General features: G+C 66.7%; 15 protein-coding genes. 10 read left to right on the top strand and 5 right to left on the bottom strand.

Translation table 11 applies throughout. The features are described from left to right. Nucleotide 1 precedes the first annotated feature (1 nt). The gene (gene ccsB, locus AC1RHV_RS12095) at nt 2–1,369 is read left to right on the top strand and encodes a c-type cytochrome biogenesis protein CcsB (RefSeq protein WP_054457234.1); all 1,368 of its coding nucleotides are present in this window, start codon (nt 2–4) and stop codon (nt 1,367–1,369) included. Nucleotides 1,370–1,384: 15 nt separating this feature from the next. On the opposite strand, the gene AC1RHV_RS12090 is transcribed toward ccsB, so the two are convergent. The 5 genes from AC1RHV_RS12090 to AC1RHV_RS12070 are packed head-to-tail and all read right to left on the bottom strand — an operon-like array spanning nt 1,385 to nt 8,297. After that, nucleotides 1,385–1,768 carry a DUF4150 domain-containing protein gene (locus tag AC1RHV_RS12090; RefSeq protein WP_054457232.1) on the bottom strand — a complete coding sequence of 128 codons (384 nt, stop codon included), beginning with the start codon at nt 1,766–1,768 and terminating at the stop codon, nt 1,385–1,387. Nucleotides 1,769–1,812: 44 nt separating this feature from the next. Continuing rightward, the gene (locus AC1RHV_RS12085) at nt 1,813–2,871 is read right to left on the bottom strand and encodes a pentapeptide repeat-containing protein (RefSeq protein ID WP_492300917.1); all 1,059 of its coding nucleotides are present in this window, start codon (nt 2,869–2,871) and stop codon (nt 1,813–1,815) included. After that, complete coding sequence (locus AC1RHV_RS12080) at nt 2,868–5,495, bottom strand: DUF2169 family type VI secretion system accessory protein (protein ID WP_492300915.1); 2,628 nt, start codon at nt 5,493–5,495, stop codon at nt 2,868–2,870. The genes AC1RHV_RS12085 and AC1RHV_RS12080 overlap by 4 nt, the downstream gene beginning before the upstream one ends. Before the next feature lie 2 nt (nt 5,496–5,497). Next, nucleotides 5,498–5,902 (bottom strand): hypothetical protein, encoded by a 405-nt coding sequence (locus AC1RHV_RS12075; RefSeq protein WP_175160050.1) that lies wholly within the window; start codon nt 5,900–5,902, stop codon nt 5,498–5,500. Nucleotides 5,903–5,909: 7 nt separating this feature from the next. Then, nucleotides 5,910–8,297 (bottom strand): type VI secretion system Vgr family protein, encoded by a 2,388-nt coding sequence (locus AC1RHV_RS12070; RefSeq protein WP_054457222.1) that lies wholly within the window; start codon nt 8,295–8,297, stop codon nt 5,910–5,912. Nucleotides 8,298–8,824: 527 nt separating this feature from the next. Here AC1RHV_RS12070 and tssA point away from each other — a divergent pair. From tssA to tssG, 9 genes are all read left to right on the top strand, one after another. Further along, nucleotides 8,825–9,874 (top strand): type VI secretion system protein TssA, encoded by a 1,050-nt coding sequence (gene tssA / locus AC1RHV_RS12065; RefSeq protein WP_492301748.1) that lies wholly within the window; start codon nt 8,825–8,827, stop codon nt 9,872–9,874. Between the two features lie 39 nt (nt 9,875–9,913). Then, nucleotides 9,914–10,465 (top strand): type VI secretion system contractile sheath small subunit, encoded by a 552-nt coding sequence (tssB, locus tag AC1RHV_RS12060; protein WP_054457219.1) that lies wholly within the window; start codon nt 9,914–9,916, stop codon nt 10,463–10,465. A gap of 31 nt (nt 10,466–10,496) precedes the next feature. After that, a complete protein-coding gene (gene tssC, locus AC1RHV_RS12055) occupies nt 10,497–11,999 on the top strand; it encodes a type VI secretion system contractile sheath large subunit (protein ID WP_059379448.1) in 1,503 nt (500 codons plus the stop codon). A 71-nt stretch (nt 12,000–12,070) separates the two neighbouring features. Then, nucleotides 12,071–12,538 carry an Hcp family type VI secretion system effector gene (locus AC1RHV_RS12050; RefSeq protein ID WP_088607795.1) on the top strand — a complete coding sequence of 156 codons (468 nt, stop codon included), beginning with the start codon at nt 12,071–12,073 and terminating at the stop codon, nt 12,536–12,538. A gap of 13 nt (nt 12,539–12,551) precedes the next feature. Further along, the gene (locus AC1RHV_RS12045; protein ID WP_119449737.1) at nt 12,552–13,367 is read left to right on the top strand and encodes a type VI secretion system accessory protein TagJ; all 816 of its coding nucleotides are present in this window, start codon (nt 12,552–12,554) and stop codon (nt 13,365–13,367) included. Further along, the gene (gene tssE / locus AC1RHV_RS12040) at nt 13,367–13,918 is read left to right on the top strand and encodes a type VI secretion system baseplate subunit TssE (protein ID WP_054457215.1); all 552 of its coding nucleotides are present in this window, start codon (nt 13,367–13,369) and stop codon (nt 13,916–13,918) included. Before AC1RHV_RS12045 ends, tssE begins: the two co-directional genes overlap by 1 nt. After that, complete coding sequence (gene tssF / locus AC1RHV_RS12035) at nt 13,918–15,822, top strand: type VI secretion system baseplate subunit TssF (RefSeq protein WP_054457212.1); 1,905 nt, start codon at nt 13,918–13,920, stop codon at nt 15,820–15,822. Before tssE ends, tssF begins: the two co-directional genes overlap by 1 nt. Before the next feature lie 28 nt (nt 15,823–15,850). Beyond that, entirely contained in the window at nt 15,851–16,390 is a 540-nt protein-coding gene (locus tag AC1RHV_RS12030; RefSeq protein WP_054457211.1) for a DUF3540 domain-containing protein, read from the top strand. Nucleotides 16,391–16,394: 4 nt separating this feature from the next. After that, entirely contained in the window at nt 16,395–17,498 is a 1,104-nt protein-coding gene (gene tssG / locus AC1RHV_RS12025; protein ID WP_119449734.1) for a type VI secretion system baseplate subunit TssG, read from the top strand. Nucleotides 17,499–17,507: the final 9 nt, after the last annotated feature.

The following is a 17,507-nucleotide window of genomic DNA, read 5'->3' as shown; positions in this document are numbered from 1 at the left end:
TATGTCCACTACGACCACTACGCATCCCGCGCCGGCGCAAACGTTGGCTGCCTCGCCTGATCAACTTTGGCAGGACGCCCTGTCCGAAACCGGCGACGGCCGCGCGCAGCGCGGCAGGCCCGACTGGACCGACGTCGTCTTCTTCCTGTTGCTGGCGGTGGGTGCGGGATTCGCGCTGACCCGCTACAGCAACGCGATGGACTATTACGAGAAGATCATCCTGTGCGGCACCGTCCCGGTGCTGGCCTGGATGGGCTGGCTGTGGCGCCCGCTGCGCCACCTGATGGTCGCCTGTGCCATTGCGGCGGGGTTGGCGCTGATGCTGTACGGCAACGACCTGGCCCGGGCCGAGCAGGTGTTCTTCCTGAAGTACCTGTTCTCGTCGCAGTCGGCCATCCTGTGGATGTGCGCGCTGTTCGCGCTGGCCATGGTCTGCTACTGGATCGGCTTCTTCAGCCCTACCGCCGCCTGGCTGGGCACGGCGCTGAGCTGGGGCGCGGTGTTCGCCGGCGTCACGGGCCTACTGGTGCGCTGGCGCGAAGGACACTTGATGGGCCCGGACCTGGGCCACATCCCGGTCAGCAACCTGTATGAAGTGTTCGTGCTGTTTGCGCTGATCACGGCGCTGTTCTACCTCTACTACGAACGCAAGTACGCCACGCGCGCGCTGGGCGGTTTCGTGATGCTGGTGGTGACGTCGGCCGTGGTGTTCCTGCTGTGGTACTCCTTCACGCGCGACGCCGGGCAGATCCAGCCGCTGGTGCCGGCGCTCAAGAGCTGGTGGATGAAGCTGCACGTTCCGGCCAATTTCATTGGCTACGGCACCTTCTCGCTGGCCGCCATGGTGGGCTTTGCCTACCTGGTGAAACAACATGGCCAGACCACGTCCTGGGCCAAGCTGGCGCCGCTGTTCGTGCTGGGCGTGCTGCTGTGCGCCGAGCCCATGGTGTTCCGTACCGATGGCCTGTCGGCCACCTGGATGCTGTACTTCGGCGTGGGCGCGGTGATCGTGGGCGCCATCCTGCTGGGACGCCGCCGCATCGCCGCGGCGCTGCCCTCGCTGGAAGTGCTGGACGACATCATGTATCGCGCCATCGCGATCGGCTTCGCGTTCTTCACCGTCGCCACCATCCTGGGCGCGCTGTGGGCGGCCGACGCCTGGGGCGCGTATTGGCAATGGGACCCCAAGGAAACCTGGGCGCTGATCGTCTGGCTCAACTACGCGGCCTGGCTGCACATGCGCCTGATCAAGGGCCTGCGCGGGACCATGGCGGCCTACTGGGCGCTGATGGGCCTGCTGATCACCGGCTTCGCCTTCCTGGGCGTGAACATGTTCCTGTCGGGCCTGCACTCCTACGGCGAACTGTAGGCGCTGACGGCCTGTTCAGGCAGTCAGCACGACCATCACCGGCTGGGGCGAGTACACCTTGACGCCAGGCGCATTGATGGTGTTCTGCAGGGTCAGGCTCGTCATGCGGACGATGGGCGCGCCGCGAACCAGCATGGTGAACGCGCCCGTCATGTAGCGCGACTGGCCCATGAAGGTCTGCGAGATCAGGCCGCCGCCCACGCCGGCGGTATCGCCCAGCGTGACCGGTATCACCGTCGCCATGTTGTGCACCGGCGCTGCCATCAACCATACATTCCAGACCACGGGGATACCCATGGACGAGGTCGCCGTGTCGATGTGCGGCACCGGCGGCACCGGGGTCTTGCAGACGTCGGGAACGCCCACGGCCAGGCTGGGCAATTGGCAGACTGCGAGCATGTTGATCTCCTTAGGCGGCGAGGGGGCGGCGATGCCGCGTGGGGTCAAAGGGAGGCGCGTCCGGCCGACCAGAGTTCGGCTTCAAGCAGGGGCGCGTCGTTTTCGATGATGCCGCGGCGTTGCGTCCAACGCGTGCCCTGGGTCAACGCGCGATGCATGCGCGTGCGCAGGAAGGTGGCGTCGCGCAGGTCGGCCCCGCCCAGGTCGGCCAGCGAGAAGTCGGCGTCGGTCAGGTTGGCGCCGCGGAAATCGGTGTCGGCGCAACGCGCGCGCTGGAAGATGCACAGCGACAGGCTGGCGCCGCGCAAGGAGGCGCCGTCCAGCGTTGTCTCGGCCCAGATGGCGCCGTCGAAACGGCCGCCCTGCAGGTCGGCGCCGCTCAGGTCGGCCTGAGGGAACAAGCACTGCGGGGCCGACGCGCCAGCGAAGCGCGCGCCGCGCAGCGACGCGCCCTTGAAGCCGGCCTGGCGCAGGTCGGCATTGCGGAAGTCCGCGCCGTCCAGCTGGCTGTCGGTGAAATGGCAGAGCGGGTAGGCTTGCGAGGAGAAGTCCTGCGCCGTCAGATCGCATTCGATGAACATGGTGCTTTCCGCGCCGGCGCCCGCCAGCACGATGCTGCGCAGGTCCAGCTGGTGGAACAGGGTGTAGCTCATCCGGGCCTGCGACAGGTCGGCGCGCGTCAGCACGCCGCGCGAGAACACCGAGCGTTCCACGCGGGCGGATCGCAAGGAGGCGCCTTCGAGCGAGGTGGAGTTGAACGCCGCTTCCCTCAGCTCGGCCCCTTCCAGGCTGGCCTGACCCAGATCGCATTCGGTGAAGCTGACGCCATGGGCGTGGCTGCGGTCCAGCACCGCCCCGCGGGCCTGACAGCGGAACAGCCGGGCCATATCCAGATTGGCGTCCGCGGCGTCCACGCCAGTCAGCACGCAGTTGAGGAATTGGCTGTCCTGCAACTGGCAACCGCTCATCCTGGCGCCGCTCAAATCCACCTGGTCGAAGAACGCGCCCGCCAGGTCCAGGCCGCGCAGGTCCCGGCCCGCCAGGCTGCGGTGCGCTATCGGCTCGCCGTGGCGCACCTGGTCCAGCAACTGATCCAGGTTCATGCGGCGTTCTCCGGCTGCCGGGCCGGCCAGAGCTTGGCGCCTTGGGTATGGGCGTCGTCCAGCCCGGTGCTGCCGTCCATCTGCGCCTGCGCGACATCCGCGCGAAAGAGGTTGGCGCCGGTCAGGTCGGCGCGCAGCAGGATGGCCTTGCCGAGCAGGCTGTTGATCAGGTTGGCGTTGCGCAGGCGCGCGCCGGTGAAATCGGCGCGCACGAAGTGGGTGTCGGGGGCGGCCATGCCGCTGAGGTCTGCCTCCCGCAGGCTGCAGTTCGAAAAGTCACTGGCGGCGACTTGCGCGCCACGCAAGTCGGCGCGATCGAGCATCGCGCCACGCATGCTGCCCACCTTGAACCGCATGCCGCGCAGGCAGGCGCCGGCAAGCGCTACGCGTCCCGCGTAGGCGCAGCCATCGAGCGTGGCGTTCTCCATGCTATGGCGGCCCGAGAACTCCACGTCCATGAAGCTGACGCGCAGCAAGTCCGCGCCGGAGAAGTCGGCGTTCGCCATCGTGCCCTGCATGAACACGCATTGATTCAAGCGCGCTTGGTGAAAGCGGCAATCCTCGAAGGCGGCCATCATCGCGGCCCATTGCTCGAAAGACGCGCCGCTCAGGTCGCAGCCGCGCAAGCGCGCCTGATGCAGGCGTCCCAGCAACCAGACGCTGCCGGCAAAGCTGCAATCTTCGCAGTTGGCATGGTCCCAGATGGTTTCCTTGATGCGGCTTTCGGTGAAGTCCGTCTGCACGCACTGCGTGCGGCCCAGGTTCGCGCGCGACATATCGGCGCCGCGCATACTGGTGCGCGCCAGGTCGGCGCCTGCCAGCACGGCGTCGGTGAGGTTGCAGCCGTCCAGCCGCGCGTCGGCGAGATTGGCGCCGGCCAGGATGGCGCGCTGGAAGTCGACGCCGGAAAGATCCATGCCGCTCAGGTCCGCGCCAGTCAGGTTCATGTCGCGGCAATCGCGATTGCCTTTCAGGCGGGCTTCCAGCTTCGAACGCGTGCGCCGTGCGCGCAACGGCGGCATGGGCGGGGGCGGCGAGAACTGATGCGCCGATTGCTGATAGGCCTGATGCACCTGCGGACCCAGGGTCTGGCTGAGCGGGGGCGGCACGCCTGGTGCATCCGGCGCGCCGCGCTCGGCCTGCGTGTGCGGGTTGGCATCGAAGTCGGCGATGTGCCGCTTCACCTTGCGTGGGTCGAAGCCGGCGGGAAGCTTGCCGTCATCCTCCAGCTTGCGCAGTGCGTCCATGTCGACCCCCGAGACCGCGGCCATGGAGGGCAGGTTGGGATCGGCCAGCGCGCGCGCGCCGGGACCGCCCGACAGGCGTTTGGCCTCTTCCAGCTCCCGCTGCATGCGCAGGATGGTCTGCGGCAGATCGGCCAGGTTAGGCGCCTTTGGCGGCGGCTGCAGGGGAACCATGTACAGATCGGGATCCAGGCCCTGGGCGAGCAGCGATTCGCGCTCGCGGGCATGCCGCCGTGCGGCGCCGGCATGCAGGTTGCGGTTCGACGGACGCTGGGCCGTGGCTTCCATGGCCGCCTGCGGCAGCTCGCCGCAGATGTCTTCCGGTACGAGCTGGGCATCCAGCAGGGCATGGACCGCGCCGAGCTCGGTATCGAGGCGCTGTCCCACCACAGTCTGGTAATGCGCCACGTCGCGCTCCTGGCCGGCGTGTTCCAGCGCGGGCATGATGTGCAGGATATCTGCCGCATCGTCTTCGCGTACCGGCAGCGCGCCATGCCAGATCAGCGCCAGCTGCGTGCGGTCGGGGAAGAACCAGGCCGTGGTCAGGCGCAACGCGACTTCCTCGAGCGCGCTGCCATCGGCCTGGCGGCTGAAGAAACAGCGGGCGCGCCAGTCGGGCAGGCGGCCGCGCAGCACCTCGCGTTCAGGGTGCATGTTCCACAGTTCATAGTCGGCGCCGCCGGCAAGCGCCGAATTGGCGGGCCCCCATTGGTCGGGCGGGGCGGCATTGAAGAAGCGCCAGTCCATGTCGGACGCGAAGCCCGGGAAGTCATGTTCCAGCCACTGCTGGCCATACTGGCGGCCCAGCAGCGCGGCCCGCTGCGGCCAGTCCATGGGCATGGCGGTGAAACCGGCGGGCGCGACGCGCTGGGAGGGCGATGCGACGCGTTCCTGCGGGTGTTCGATGTTGGGCAGCCGGCGCACGCGCACGCCGTTGACGTCCCCTTCCTGCGCGCCTATGCCCTGCGGGTTTTCTGCGCAGCCGGGGCCGCCGTAGGCGCGGCTCCAGTCCAGACGCATGCGCTCGAAGGGCTGGGGGGCGGTGGCCTTGCCATCGAGCCAGTAGCGGTCGCCGAAGACCAGCAATGATTTGTCGATCGCGCCCACCTTCAGGCGCACGGCGCAGGCGCCGGGACTCTTGGGATCATGCGGATAGGCGTGGCCGGCGACCAGCACTTCCGGACACAGCTTGGGCGTGGCCAGGTCCAGCAGGCCGCCAGCTTCGGCGCCTGCCAGCTTCCAAAGTTCCTGGTCCATGAGCAGCGTGGGCGCGTGCGCGATATCGACCAGCGCGAACACCGCCACGCCCAGCACGTCGCGGCGTTGCCAGCGGTAGGGGCGGGTAAGCAGGCCCAGGCGGAACGGCTTGATGGTCTTCATGGCTATCCGGTGGCCTGGTCCACGACGACCTCCCGGGTCGCGGGATCGACGCGCACCTGTATGGTCTTGCCGACGCCGAAATCGGCCAGGTGCAAGGGCGACAGGGGCACGCTGAGCGTGCGCGACAGCGCGGGCGTGGCGCTGGTGGCGGCCACGTCCAGGTCCAGCTCGATGACGAAGTACAAGGTATCGCCGATGCGGCGGCGCGTGTCGCGTGCCGCCGTCACCCGCGCGGTGCCGGGCAGTCCGCTGACGCGCAAACCGTCCTGCCGCTGCACTTCCTTGCGTCCCGCCGCGCGACGCTGGCGCTCGCGCCACAACATGTACGCCGCCTGCGCCAGGGACAGCAACAGGCCCAGCCATACCCACTTGGCCCAGCTGGGCCATGCATCGATGAAGTCGGACATGGCGGCCTTAGATGATGCTCCAGAGACCGACCATCGACGCGCCCAGGCCCACCTTTTCCGCAGTGACCGCGTCGAACTGGTAGCTGGCGCCGGTGGTGCGGTACGAGACCATCTGTCCGATGCTGCTGACCATGGCGTAGTTGGTGAACGAGAGGTTCAGCATGACCGTGGTGCGGAACAGCGCCAGGCGATGCATGCCGAATTCCGCCTTGGCCACTGCCAGGCCGATGGAGAATGGCGTGGCCTGAAGCCAGCTTTCCTTGGAAAGATCCTTGACGTTGGCAGCGTCCATCACGACATCGGCAGGGGTTTTCAGCGTGATGTTGCCGTCGGCCTTGACCAATACGGTGGATCCCGTCGACTCCATGTCTATCTTGCCCTTGGCCTTGAGATCCATGGTGGACGTTTCGGACTCCACGTGCATCGCGGTCTTGGCCTTGACGTCCATGTTCGCGTCGGTGGAAAGCACTTCGACCTTGCCCTTGGCCTTCTCGGTGAGCATGCCGGTCTTGACGTGATGCAGCGAGTCGCCTTCGTTCACGTAGACCTGCTCGCCGTTCTTCAAGGTTTCCTTGAAGAGACCCGTGATCTCGCGTTCCTCGCCCTTGGCTGCGACCGTCGTCTTCAGGCCGTTGTCGAACTTCTCGTCCATCAGGCCGTCTTTCACGTTGACCGTGCGCGATGCCTTGACGGTGTATTCCTCGTGCCCCTTCACGAAAACGTCGCGCGTCTTGTCGACATGCAGCTTGTCGGTGCCGGTGACCTTGATGTCGCGGTTGCCGCCGATCCTGGTGGTGTCGTTGTCGCCGATGGTGGTGCTGCGGTTCTCGTCGGTCGAATGGAATTCGTTGGCTTCCACCTCGGTGCAGAGTTCGCGTTCCGCATGCAGCCAGATGCGTTCGCTGCCGCTCTTGTCCTCGAACATGAGCGCGTTCGCCGTCGCGGGCGTGCCGCTCTTGGAGCGGCTCAGGAAGCCGCTTTGCGTGGCGTTGTCCGGCAGGTCCCAGGGCGGCAGGTTGTTGGCGTTGAAGACGCGGCCGATCACGATGGGGCGGTCGGGCTGGCCGCCGATGAAGTCGACGATCACTTCATCGCGCACGCGCGGCAGCTGGATGCCGCCAAAGCCGCCGCCGGCCCAAGGGCTGGACACGCGCACCCAGCACGAGCTGTTCTCGTCCTTCTTGCCATAGCGGTCCCAATGGAACTGCACCTTGATGCGGCCCATCTTGTCCGTCCAGATTTCCTCTCCTTCCTTGCCCACTACCGTGGCGGTCTGCGGGCCATGGGTGCGCGGAACGGGAGTCACGCGCGGCGCGCGGAATTGTGTGCTGGACGGCAGCACGACGAACTCCAGGTCGAAGTCGCCGGGATCGGGCTGGCCGCTGGCATAGCCTGTTTCACGGATCCGGTAGTAGGTGCTGACGACGAGGTACTCGCGGTTCTCGGCCTGGCGCGGATGATTGCGCAGCGTGAAGAGATGGCCCGTGGCCAGCCCGCGGGCGTTGGAGCCGCCGGCGCTTTGCTCCTTTCTGCATTGCAGGTCTTCGAGCCGCACGCGGGTGTAGTGCTCCGCGTCGTCAGGATTGGTGTAGCCCCCTTGCCATTCGTACATCTCCAGGTCGCCATGGTCGTGCGCGCCGGGGTTGTTGCGGCGCGCTTCCAGGCTGGCGGCGGGCGTGAGCGGATGGTAGTCCGTGGTGGCAAAGGCGCCGGGCGTGATCTGTTCGGCCACTTCCCATTTGTAGACGTGGTCTTCGCGCGGGATGGTGATGCGGTCCGGCCCGTAATAGGGAATCTGCTCGTAGCCCGAGACGGGCTCGTGCTGCGTGATGTCGTCGGTGAGGACCAGGGTGTGCTTGCCCTTGTCGTGCTTGAACCAGAAGTAGATGCCCTCGTGCTCCATCAGGCGGCTGATGAAGGCGTAGTCGGTTTCCTGGTACTGGACGCAGTATTCCCAATTGCGGTAGCTGTCCACCAGCTTGAACTCGATGGGATAGTCGTAGTCCTTCAGCACTTCCCGGATGACGTCGGGCACGCTCTTGTTCTGGAATATCTTGTTGTCCGAGGTCTGGGTCAGGTACCAGAGCCACGGCCGCACCGTGGCGCGGTAGATGGTGTAGCGCGAGGTGTTGTTCTCGCGGCCCACCAGCGCGCAACGCGTGATGTGTCCGCTGAGATAGCGCGGTGCGGCGGACCCGGTTTCGATCTCCAGCGTCAGCGGCTTGCCCAGCAGCGACTTCATATCCAGCGAATAGGATTCCGAGACCAGCTCGACCTCCAGTTCGTACAGCTGCGAAAGGCTCTCGGCGCCATGCATGGCGCGGAACTTCAGTTGCTCCGGCGGCAGGGGCGTATGCGCCTTGACGACACGTTCGCTGGGCACGTTGCGGTCCATCTCACCGTCTCCTTATGAGAATGCTTCGCCTGTTGCTGCGTTTGCTGCTTTCGATTTCTTCGCGGGCGCGCGCCAGGCGCGTCACGATGACTGCAATGGGATGTCCGGCCACGCGATGGGGCCGCTTGCATAGGCGGGCAGGGGCTCGTCACGAACGGGTCTGCGCCGGGGAAATCTGTCTCTGGATCTGATGCGCGCCGGTCTTGCCGCCAGCGTGAGCGCCGATTGTAGGCAGGGGCGAAAGCGCCGGAGAAGCGCTCTCACATGCTTTTGTGTTTTTTACGCTTCGGTAACAGTCCTTCCGTGATGCGCCCGATTCCGTAAGGTCTGTGTCCAAAAATCAATGCAGCAGGGAGACAAGTGTTCAATTGTTTACTCGGGTGTTAGCTATCTGTAAGAAAAATCTGTAGTTGTTAGGTTGCCGTTGCATGCGGAAAGAGATGCCTAGAATTCACCCTTCCGTGAAGCAGCGCGGAGCGTAGTGGTTGTATCCAGGCAGCATCCCAGCAGGCATTTAACTGATGACTATGGAATTCGCCGACATCCTCAATACACTCGATTCACGTCTGCCCTGCGGGGAAGACCTCGAATACGACGCCGACTTCCTGCAACTGCAGCAAGCCGCGGCGGGGCGCGACGAACAGCAGTTCGGGTCGACCATCATTGCCGCGCAGCCGCCTGACTGGCGCGAAGTCGAACGCCTGGCGCGCGCGCTGCTGGAACGCACCCGCGACCTGCGCATCATTGGCCTGTTGACCTCAGCCTGGACCGAAATCCGCGGCCTGCCCGGCTATGGCGATGGCCTGGCGCTGGCCGTCGATACCCTGGAACGCTATTGGGAGCCGGTGCATCCACGCCTGGACAGCGTGGGGGAAGACGATCCCATGCCGCGCATGAACGCATTGGCGGCCTTTGGCGACATGCAGGGCTGTGCGCGCAGCCTGCGTTCGGCCAGCCTGATCAGCGGCGTGCATGGACAACTCACCGTGCGCGATACCGAAGCGCTGCTGGACGGCAGCCGCCAGGATGCGGACGGCTATCCAGGCGGGCGTCCGCGCCTGGTCGAACGCTTGCGCCAGGCATGGACGCAAAGCGATGCCGACGTGCAGGCGCTGGCCTCAGCCGCCGATGCGCTGCGGCGCATTCAGAAACTCGTGACGGACAAATTGGGCGCCGCGTGGGCGCCCGACTATGCGGCCATCCTGCGCACGCTGGACCTGGTGCTGGACGCGGCGCGCGATCCGCAATCCGCGAGGCCGACCGCGGCGCCGGCCGACGAGGCGCGGACCGCGGCAGAGGCGCCAGCCACGCAGCCGGTCGCGAGCGCGGCGGATCACGCCGCACGCTGGCAGGACGCGACGATCCAGTCGCGCGACGAGGCCGTGGCGATGCTGTCCAAGGTCTGTGCGTACTTCGAGGCCAACGAGCCCGGCCATCCCGCGCCTTACCTCATCCGCAGGGCGCAGCAGCTCATCCCAATGAGTTTTCACGACATCATCAGGAATCTGGCGCCCCAGGGGCTGGAGCAGTTCGAGGCATGGCTGCCGCGGTCCGAGGCGAACCGGCAGGAACCGTAAGGCGGGCCAGCCGCCGCACCAACAAGAGGAGACGACATCATGGCGACCAGCCTGAAGGGAAGCGGCCAGAAGTTCATTGCAAGAAACCGCGCGCCGCGGGTGCAGATCGAATACGACGTGGAGATCTACGGCGCTGAACGCAAGATCCAGTTGCCGTTCGTGATGGGCGTGCTGGCGGACCTGGCCGGCAAGTCCGAAACGCCGCAGCCGGAAGTGGGCGAGCGCAAGTTCCTCGACATCGACATCGACAACTTCGATGAACGCATGCGTTCCATCCAGCCGCGCGTGGCGTTCCAGGTGCCCAACACGCTGACGGGCGAAGGCAACCTGAATGTGGACGTCACATTCGAGAGCATCGACGATTTTTCGCCGGCCACCGTCGCTCGCAAGGTTGGCGCGCTGAACGAATTGCTGAGCGCGCGCACCCAGCTGGCGAACCTGTTGACCTACATGGACGGCAAGACCGGCGCCGAGGAACTGATCGGCAGCGTGCTCAAGAATCCAGCGCTGATGAACGCGCTGGCGGCCGCGCCGAAGCCGCAAGAGGAGCCGCGCGCATCCGATGCCCCCGCGCCGGACCCGGCCGCCTGATTTCCGCTTGAATCGCTTTTCGGAGAATGCCATGACCGCAGTGGCCAAACGCGCCGACGCGCGTGCTGTCGAGACCCTGCAGGCGGACGATCTTTCCGCCCTGCTGAAGAAGGAATTCAAGCCCAAGACCGAGCAGGCGCAGGAGGCGGTGGAACACGCCGTGCGCACGCTGGCGCATCAGGCGCTTGAGAACAGCGGCGTCGGCCTGTCGTCGGACGCCTACCGCACCATCCAGGCCATCATCGCCGAGATCGACCGCAAGATGTCGGAGCAGATCAACCGCGTGATGCACCACCCCGACTTCCAGCAGCTGGAGGGCGCGTGGCGCGGCCTGCATTACCTGGTCACCAACACCGAGACCGACGAACTTCTGAAGATCCGCGTGATGTGCCTGTCCAAGTCGGAACTGGGCCGCACGCTCAAGCGGCACAAGGGCGTGGGCTGGGACCAGAGCCCGATCTTCAAGCGCGTGTACGAGGAAGAGTACGGCCAGTTCGGCGGGGAGCCCATCGGCTGCCTGGTCGGCGACTACTACTTTGACCACAGTCCGCCCGACGTGGAACTGCTGGGCGAGATCGCCAAGATCTCATCCGCCGCGCACTGCCCCTTCATTGCGGGGGCTTCGCCCAACGTGATGCAGATGGATTCGTGGCAGGAACTGGCCAACCCGCGCGACCTGACCAAGATCTTCACCAACACGGAATACGCCGCATGGCGCAGCCTGCGCGAATCCGAGGACTCGCGCTACATCGGGCTGGCGATGCCGCGCTTCCTGGCGCGGCTGCCCTACGGCGCGCGCACCAATCCCGTCGACGAATTCGACTTCGAGGAAGACACAGACGGCGCGAACCACGACCGCTACACCTGGACCAATTCCGCCTATGCCATGGCGGCCAACGTGAACCGCTCGTTCAAGCTGTACGGCTGGTGCACGTCCATCCGCGGCGTGGAGTCCGGCGGCGCGGTGGAGAACCTGCCGTGCCACAGCTTTCCCACCGATGACGGCGGCGTGGACCTGAAGTGCCCGACCGAGATCGCCATCAGCGACAGGCGGGAGGCCGAACTGGCCAAGAACGGCTTCATGCCGCTGGTGCATCGGAAGAACTCCGACTTCGCCGCCTTCATCGGCGCGCAGTCGCTGCAAAAGCCGCACGACTACTACGAGGCCGACGCCTCGGCCAATGCCAAGCTGGCCGCGCGCCTGCCGTATCTCTTCGCATGCTGCCGTTTCGCGCATTACCTGAAGTGCATCGTGCGCGACAAGATCGGCTCGTTCCGCGAACGCGACGACATGGAGCGCTGGCTGAACGACTGGATCATGAATTACGTCGATGGCGATCCGGTGAACTCCTCGCAGGAAACCAAGGCGCGCAAGCCCCTGGCCGCGGCCGAGGTGCAGGTGCAGGAGATCGAGGACAACCCGGGCTATTACTCCGCCAAGTTTTTCCTGCGGCCGCACTATCAGCTGGAAGGGCTGACGGTGTCGCTGCGGCTGGTTTCCAAGCTGCCTTCGCTCAAACAGAACGAAGGCTGAGTGGCGCTGACAAGTCGGGGCGCAACCGTGCCCCATAACTCCAGGAGACAGATGTGGCAGTGGATATGTTCATGAAGATCGATGGCGCCAACGGTGAATCCAAGGACGCCAACCACAAGGACTGGACCGATATCGTGTCCTTTTCATGGGGCGCAACCCAGCCAGGCAACCTGGCCAGCGGTGGCGGCCTGGGCGCGGGCAAGGCAAGCTTCAACGATCTGCACGTAGTGGCCCGCATCGACAAGGCCGCGCCAGCCGTGATGAAGCACTGCGCCAGCGGCAAGCACCTCAGCAAGATCGAGCTGTCCATGTGCAAGGCGGGCGGCGAGCAGATCGAGTACTCCAAGATCACGCTGGAGGACGTGCTGGTGTCGTCGGTGCAGATATCCGGGGACCGCAGTGCCGAAGGCGTGGTGGTGAACTTCGCGTTCCAGGCGGCCAAGGTCAAGCAGCAGTACTGGGAGCAGACCGACAAGGGCGGCAAGGGCGCGGAAAGCCTGGTGGCTTGGGACATCAAGCAGAACAAGGAAGTGGGCTAGGGCGGAGACACCCATGTCCATCGCTGCGGTTCCCTTCGGCGCGCTCAGCCTGGCTGGCCAATTGGACGAGCTGCAGGCGCAGGTGCGCCGGCAGCCCGCCGACGCGGACCTGCGCGCCCAGCTGTTCCAGCTGCTGGCGGTGCAGGGGGATTGGGCGCGCGCGGCCGAGCAGCTCAACGTCTGCGGGCATCTGAACGCGCAGGCGCGGCCGACGCAGGTGCTTTACGCCAGCGCCATCGCGGCGGAACGCGAGCGCGAGGCCGTGCTTGCCGGGCAAGGCGAACCCGCGCTGCTGGACGAGCCCGCTGATTGGCTGCGGGCCATGATATCGGCGCTGCGCCTGGACGGCACTGCGCCAGGCCAGGCGGCCGAGCTGCGCGGCAAGGCTTTCGAGGATGCCAGCGCGCGTGCCGGCCTGCTGGAACTGGCGGCGCAAGAGACGGCGCAGCCGTTCCAATGGATCTGCGATGGCGACAGCCGCCTTGGTCCGGTGTTCGAGTTCCTGGCGGGCGGGCGCTACGTGTGGCTGCCCTTCGCCGGGCTCAAGCGCGTGCGTCTGCTTGCGCCGGAAGGCCTGTGCGACCTGGTCTGGGCGCAGGCCGAGATCGAACTGGAAGACGGCCGGGTGCGGCAGGGCCTGGTGCCGGCGCGCTATCCGGCAGCGCCCGGCGCGCGCATGGTCGAACTGTCCGACTCGGCCAAGCTGGGCAGGACGACCGATTGGCGCGCCTTGCATGGCGATACCTACGCAGGCGTGGGGCAGAAGATGTGGCTGACGGATGCCGCGGAAGTCGCGCTGCTCGAGGTACGCAGCCTGGAGCTGGCGTGATGGGCCACGCCGATCGTCCGCGCGATTGGGAGCCGTTGTCGCGCGGCCAGCGCGCGGCGCGAGACCGGTTGCAGCCGTCGCTGCTGGATCGCCTGATGGACAACGAGCCCGCCAAGCGCGAAGAACCGCGCGAAAACGCCATGTTGACGCATGAGGCGCTGCGCGCGGCGGTGCTGCGGGACCTGCGCTGGCTGCTCAATACCGTCAACCTGCAGGCGTCCCAGGACCTGTCGGCGCACCGGCCGGTAGCGGCCTCGGCGCTGAACTTCGGCGTGCGCGCCATGGCGGGAAAGCGCATGTCGGAGATCGACTGGATCGACGTCGAAGAGTCGATCCGCGCAGCGATCTCCGCGTTCGAGCCGCGCATCCTGGACTCGTCGGTGGAAGTACGCTGCGTGTCCGATGCCGGCACGCTGGAACACCACAATGTGCTGAGCCTGGAGATACGCGGCATGCTGTGGTGCGTGCCGCAGCCGCTCGAGTTCCTGTTCCGCACGGACATCGACCTGGAAAGCGGCCACATGGATCTGCGCGATCTGGGCGGTGCCTGATGGACGATCGCCTGCTGGATTACTACAACCGGGAACTGGTCTATCTGCGGGAGCTGGGCGCGGAGTTTGCGCAGGCCCATCCCAAGGTGGCGGCGCGGCTGGGCATGAATGCCACGGAGGTCGCCGATCCTTACGTCGAGCGTCTGCTGGAGGGCTTCAGCTTTCTGACCGCCCGCATCCATATGAAGATGGATGCCGAGTTTCCGCGCTTCTCGCAGCGGCTGCTGGAGGTGGTCTATCCCAACTACCTGGCGCCCACGCCGGCGATGGCCATCGTGCAGTTCGCGCCCAGCATGAACGAAGGCACCTTGGCGGGCGGCTTTGAATTGCCGCGCGGCACGTTGCTGCGCGGCCGCGTGGCGCGCGGCGAGCAGACGCCTTGCGACTTCACCACCGGCCACGCCCTGCGCCTGTGGCCCTTGCAGGTCACGCAGGCGGAATTCACCGCCGCGCCGCAGGATCTGCCGCTGGCGCGGCTGGGCCTGGCCGGGCGCGCCGCTCGCGTGCTGAGCGCGCTGCGCATCCGGATAGAGGTTTGCGGCGGGCAGCGCCTGGAGGACCTGGATCTCGATCAGCTGGTGTTCCACCTGAACGGCCAGGACCTGCAAATGCAGCGTCTGCTTGAAGTCGTGATGGGGCATACCGTGGCGGTGCTGGGCCATGACACCGCGAGACCGGTGGCATGGATCAACAGACTGCCGCCGGACGCGGTACGCCACGAAGGTTTTGCCGACGAACAGGCGTTGCTGCCGGGCGACGCCCGCGTGTTCCAGGGCTATCGCCTTCTGCAAGAGTATTTCGCATTCGCGCAGCGCTATCTGTTCTTCAGCATCAACGGATTGAAGCGGGGGCTGCGCACGCCCGCGATGCCCCAGGGCGCGCAGCGCGAAACCCGCGCATTCGATCTGACTCTGCTGTTCTCGATGGCGGCGCCGGAGCTGGAAGGCGCGATATCGGCCGCCAACCTGGCGCTGCATTGCGTGCCGGTGATCAACCTGTTCGCCAAGCGGGCGGACCGCGTGGCGGTTACGCCCAGGACTTCCGAGTACCACGTCGTCATCGACCGCAGCCGCCCGCTGGACTACGAGGTCTACGGGGTGACGCGCGTCGCGGGCCATGCCGCCGCGCAGCGGCAGGAGCAGGAATTCCGGCCGTTCTACGGTTCGCTGGGCAGCGATCCCGAAGAGCACGGCGCGTACTTTTCCATGCGCCGCGAGCCGCGGCTGGTGTCCGATAGCGCGCAACGCAACGGCACCCGTAGCGGCTACATCGGCAGCGAAGTGTTCCTGTCGCTGGTGGACCGGCGCGAGGCGCCGTTCTCGGGCGACCTGCGCCACCTGACCCTGGAAACCCTGTGCACGAACCGCGATCTGGCACTGCTGTTGCCGCTGGGCGGCGATACCGACATGACCTTGCGCGTGTCGGCGCCGGTGCGCGCGGTCAAGGTGCTGCACGGACCCACGCGGCCCCGCGCGGCGCTGGCCGAAAACGCGGCCACCTGGCACCTGATCAGCCACCTGGGCCTGAACTACCTCAGCCTGACCGACCTGGACGCCGAGCAGGGCGCGCAGACCTTGCGCGAAATGCTGCACGTGTACGGCAACCTGGCCGAGCCGGGCGTGCGCAGGCACATCGCGGGCCTGCGGCACGTCAGCGCCACGCCGGTGCATCACCGTCTGCCCGTGCCCGGCCCCATCGTCCACGGGCGCGGCGTGCGCATCGCGCTGCAGGTGGACGAGACCGCGTTTTCGGGCATCAGCCCTTATCTGTTTGGCGCCGTGCTGGAGCAGTTCTTCGCCCGCCACGTATCGATCAACCTGATGTCGGAGCTGGTCCTCTCGACCCTGCAGCGCGGCGAGGTCGCCCGCTACAAGCCCCGCATGGGACGCCGGCCCGTGGTCTAGGGGCTGTGCACATTAAAAGGAGCGCGTGATGAAGTCCGCCGCACATCTGAACCGCATGGCTTACGACCCCGTCCATCTGCTGGGCGAGCTGCTGCGCCGCGAAGACGACGGCAGCTATGCCGTGGCCTGCGATGGCCGCGTCTGGACCGTGCAGCGCGCCGCCAGCTGCCTGCTGGAGCCGCAGCCGGGCGACGAAGTGCTGATCAGCGGGCCGGACCCCGCCCGCATCTACCTGATCGCCGTCACCGTGCAGGCCGATCCCGCACGCACCACGCTGCAGGCGGAGGGCGAATTGCTGCTGCGCTCGGGCAGCATCCGCATGGTGGCCAGGCAGCTGCATGCCACGGTGGGCGAAGTCCGTCTGGTGGGCCGCAGCTACGAGGCGGTGATGGACCGCATGACGCTGATGGCGCGGCTGTCGCAGCGCAGCGTCAGCGAGATGGACCAGGTGCGCGCTGGCGCCATCGATTTCCAGGCCGAGCAGAGCGCGCGGCTGCACGCGGCCTACACGGTGGTGACGGGCGGCGACCTGGTGAAGGTGGACGCCAAGCAGATACACATGGGGTAGGACGGTGGATATCGCCCAGCCCGTTGCCGACCCCGTCCATCCGTCCGCCGCGCCTGATGGCGCGCTGGCGCAATGGTGGCGCGCGGTCGAACGCGAACCGTACGCCCATGACCTGTTCCATGCCTTGCGCTGGATCGATGCGCTTTCGGGCGCGCGCAAGCCCTTGGGACGCGACACGGTCGCGCGCCACGAACCCGTGCGGCTGCGGCAGGAGCCGTCGATGGCGTTCGCGCCGTCCACCGTGGCCGCCGCGCGCGCCGCCACGGGCGGGCGGCCCGCGGAACTGTCGATTTACAGCTTCGGCCTGTTCGGCCCCAATGGACCCTTGCCCCTGCACCTGACAGAGCATGCCCGCGAGCGTCTGGCGCATCACGGGGACCGCACGCTGTCCGCATTTGCCGACGTGTTCCATCACCGGCTCATCCTGCTGTTCTACCGCGCCTGGGCGGACGCGCAGAGCACGGTCAGCCTGGACCGCAAGGATGAGCGCTTCACTCGCTACGTAGCCAGCCTGCTGCATATGGGCGAGCCGTCGATGCGCCGCCGCGACGCGGTGCTGGACCACGCCAAGTACCACATGGCGGGCCATCTGACGCGACAGACCCGCAACCCGGAAGGGCTCAAGCACATCTTGCAATCGTTCTTCGGCCTGCCCGTGCGCATCCGCGAGTTCGTGCCGCAATGGATCCGCCTGGAACCAGCCCAGCGGCTGGGCCTGGGCGGCTTTGCGGGGCTGGGGCGCGACACGGTGCTGGGCGTGGCGGTGCGAGATGCCCAGCACAAATTCCGCATCGAGATCGGCCCGCTGGCGCTGGAGGACTACCAGAGCTTTCTGCCGGGAGGCATACGCGCCCGCCAGCTGACGCATTGGGTCAGGCATTACATCGGCATGGAGCTGGCCTGGGACCTGAGACCGGTGCTGCGCGCGGAGGACGCGCGTGGCGTGAACCTGGGCGCCGCGCGTCCGCTGGGCCTGTCCTCATGGCTGGGCAAGCGCCGGCCCGAGCAAGGCGAGGCGGGCGATCTTCTGCTGGACTACGAAAGCCGCGGCGCCAGGCCGCCACGTGGCCGTGCGCCGGCCTCAACCTCAACGACGACGCGCGCGTGACGCGCCACC

The sequence above is a fragment of the Achromobacter sp. GW823-FHT04E03 genome (assembly GCF_058796095.1).
Note: the sequence above shows the minus strand (reverse complement) of the source record. Positions and strands in the feature narration are given on the sequence as shown.

Excerpts from the sequence above, each read along its gene's own strand:
- AC1RHV_RS12045 (WP_119449737.1), top strand. The coding sequence starts at position 12,552 with ATGTCCATCGCTGCGGTTCCCTTCGGCGCGCTCAGCCTGGCTGGCCAA.
- tssF (WP_054457212.1), top strand. The coding sequence starts at position 13,918 with ATGGACGATCGCCTGCTGGATTACTACAACCGGGAACTGGTCTATCTG.
- AC1RHV_RS12070 (WP_054457222.1), bottom strand. The coding sequence starts at position 8,297 with ATGGACCGCAACGTGCCCAGCGAACGTGTCGTCAAGGCGCATACGCCC.
- tssB (WP_054457219.1), top strand. The coding sequence starts at position 9,914 with ATGGCGACCAGCCTGAAGGGAAGCGGCCAGAAGTTCATTGCAAGAAAC.
- AC1RHV_RS12085 (WP_492300917.1), bottom strand. The coding sequence starts at position 2,871 with ATGAACCTGGATCAGTTGCTGGACCAGGTGCGCCACGGCGAGCCGATA.
- AC1RHV_RS12080 (WP_492300915.1), bottom strand. The coding sequence starts at position 5,495 with ATGAAGACCATCAAGCCGTTCCGCCTGGGCCTGCTTACCCGCCCCTAC.
- AC1RHV_RS12090 (WP_054457232.1), bottom strand. The coding sequence starts at position 1,768 with ATGCTCGCAGTCTGCCAATTGCCCAGCCTGGCCGTGGGCGTTCCCGAC.
- tssC (WP_059379448.1), top strand. The coding sequence starts at position 10,497 with ATGACCGCAGTGGCCAAACGCGCCGACGCGCGTGCTGTCGAGACCCTG.
- AC1RHV_RS12075 (WP_175160050.1), bottom strand. The coding sequence starts at position 5,902 with ATGTCCGACTTCATCGATGCATGGCCCAGCTGGGCCAAGTGGGTATGG.
- AC1RHV_RS12030 (WP_054457211.1), top strand. The coding sequence starts at position 15,851 with ATGAAGTCCGCCGCACATCTGAACCGCATGGCTTACGACCCCGTCCAT.
- tssE (WP_054457215.1), top strand. The coding sequence starts at position 13,367 with ATGGGCCACGCCGATCGTCCGCGCGATTGGGAGCCGTTGTCGCGCGGC.
- AC1RHV_RS12050 (WP_088607795.1), top strand. The coding sequence starts at position 12,071 with ATGAAGATCGATGGCGCCAACGGTGAATCCAAGGACGCCAACCACAAG.
- ccsB (WP_054457234.1), top strand. The coding sequence starts at position 2 with ATGTCCACTACGACCACTACGCATCCCGCGCCGGCGCAAACGTTGGCT.
- tssA (WP_492301748.1), top strand. The coding sequence starts at position 8,825 with ATGGAATTCGCCGACATCCTCAATACACTCGATTCACGTCTGCCCTGC.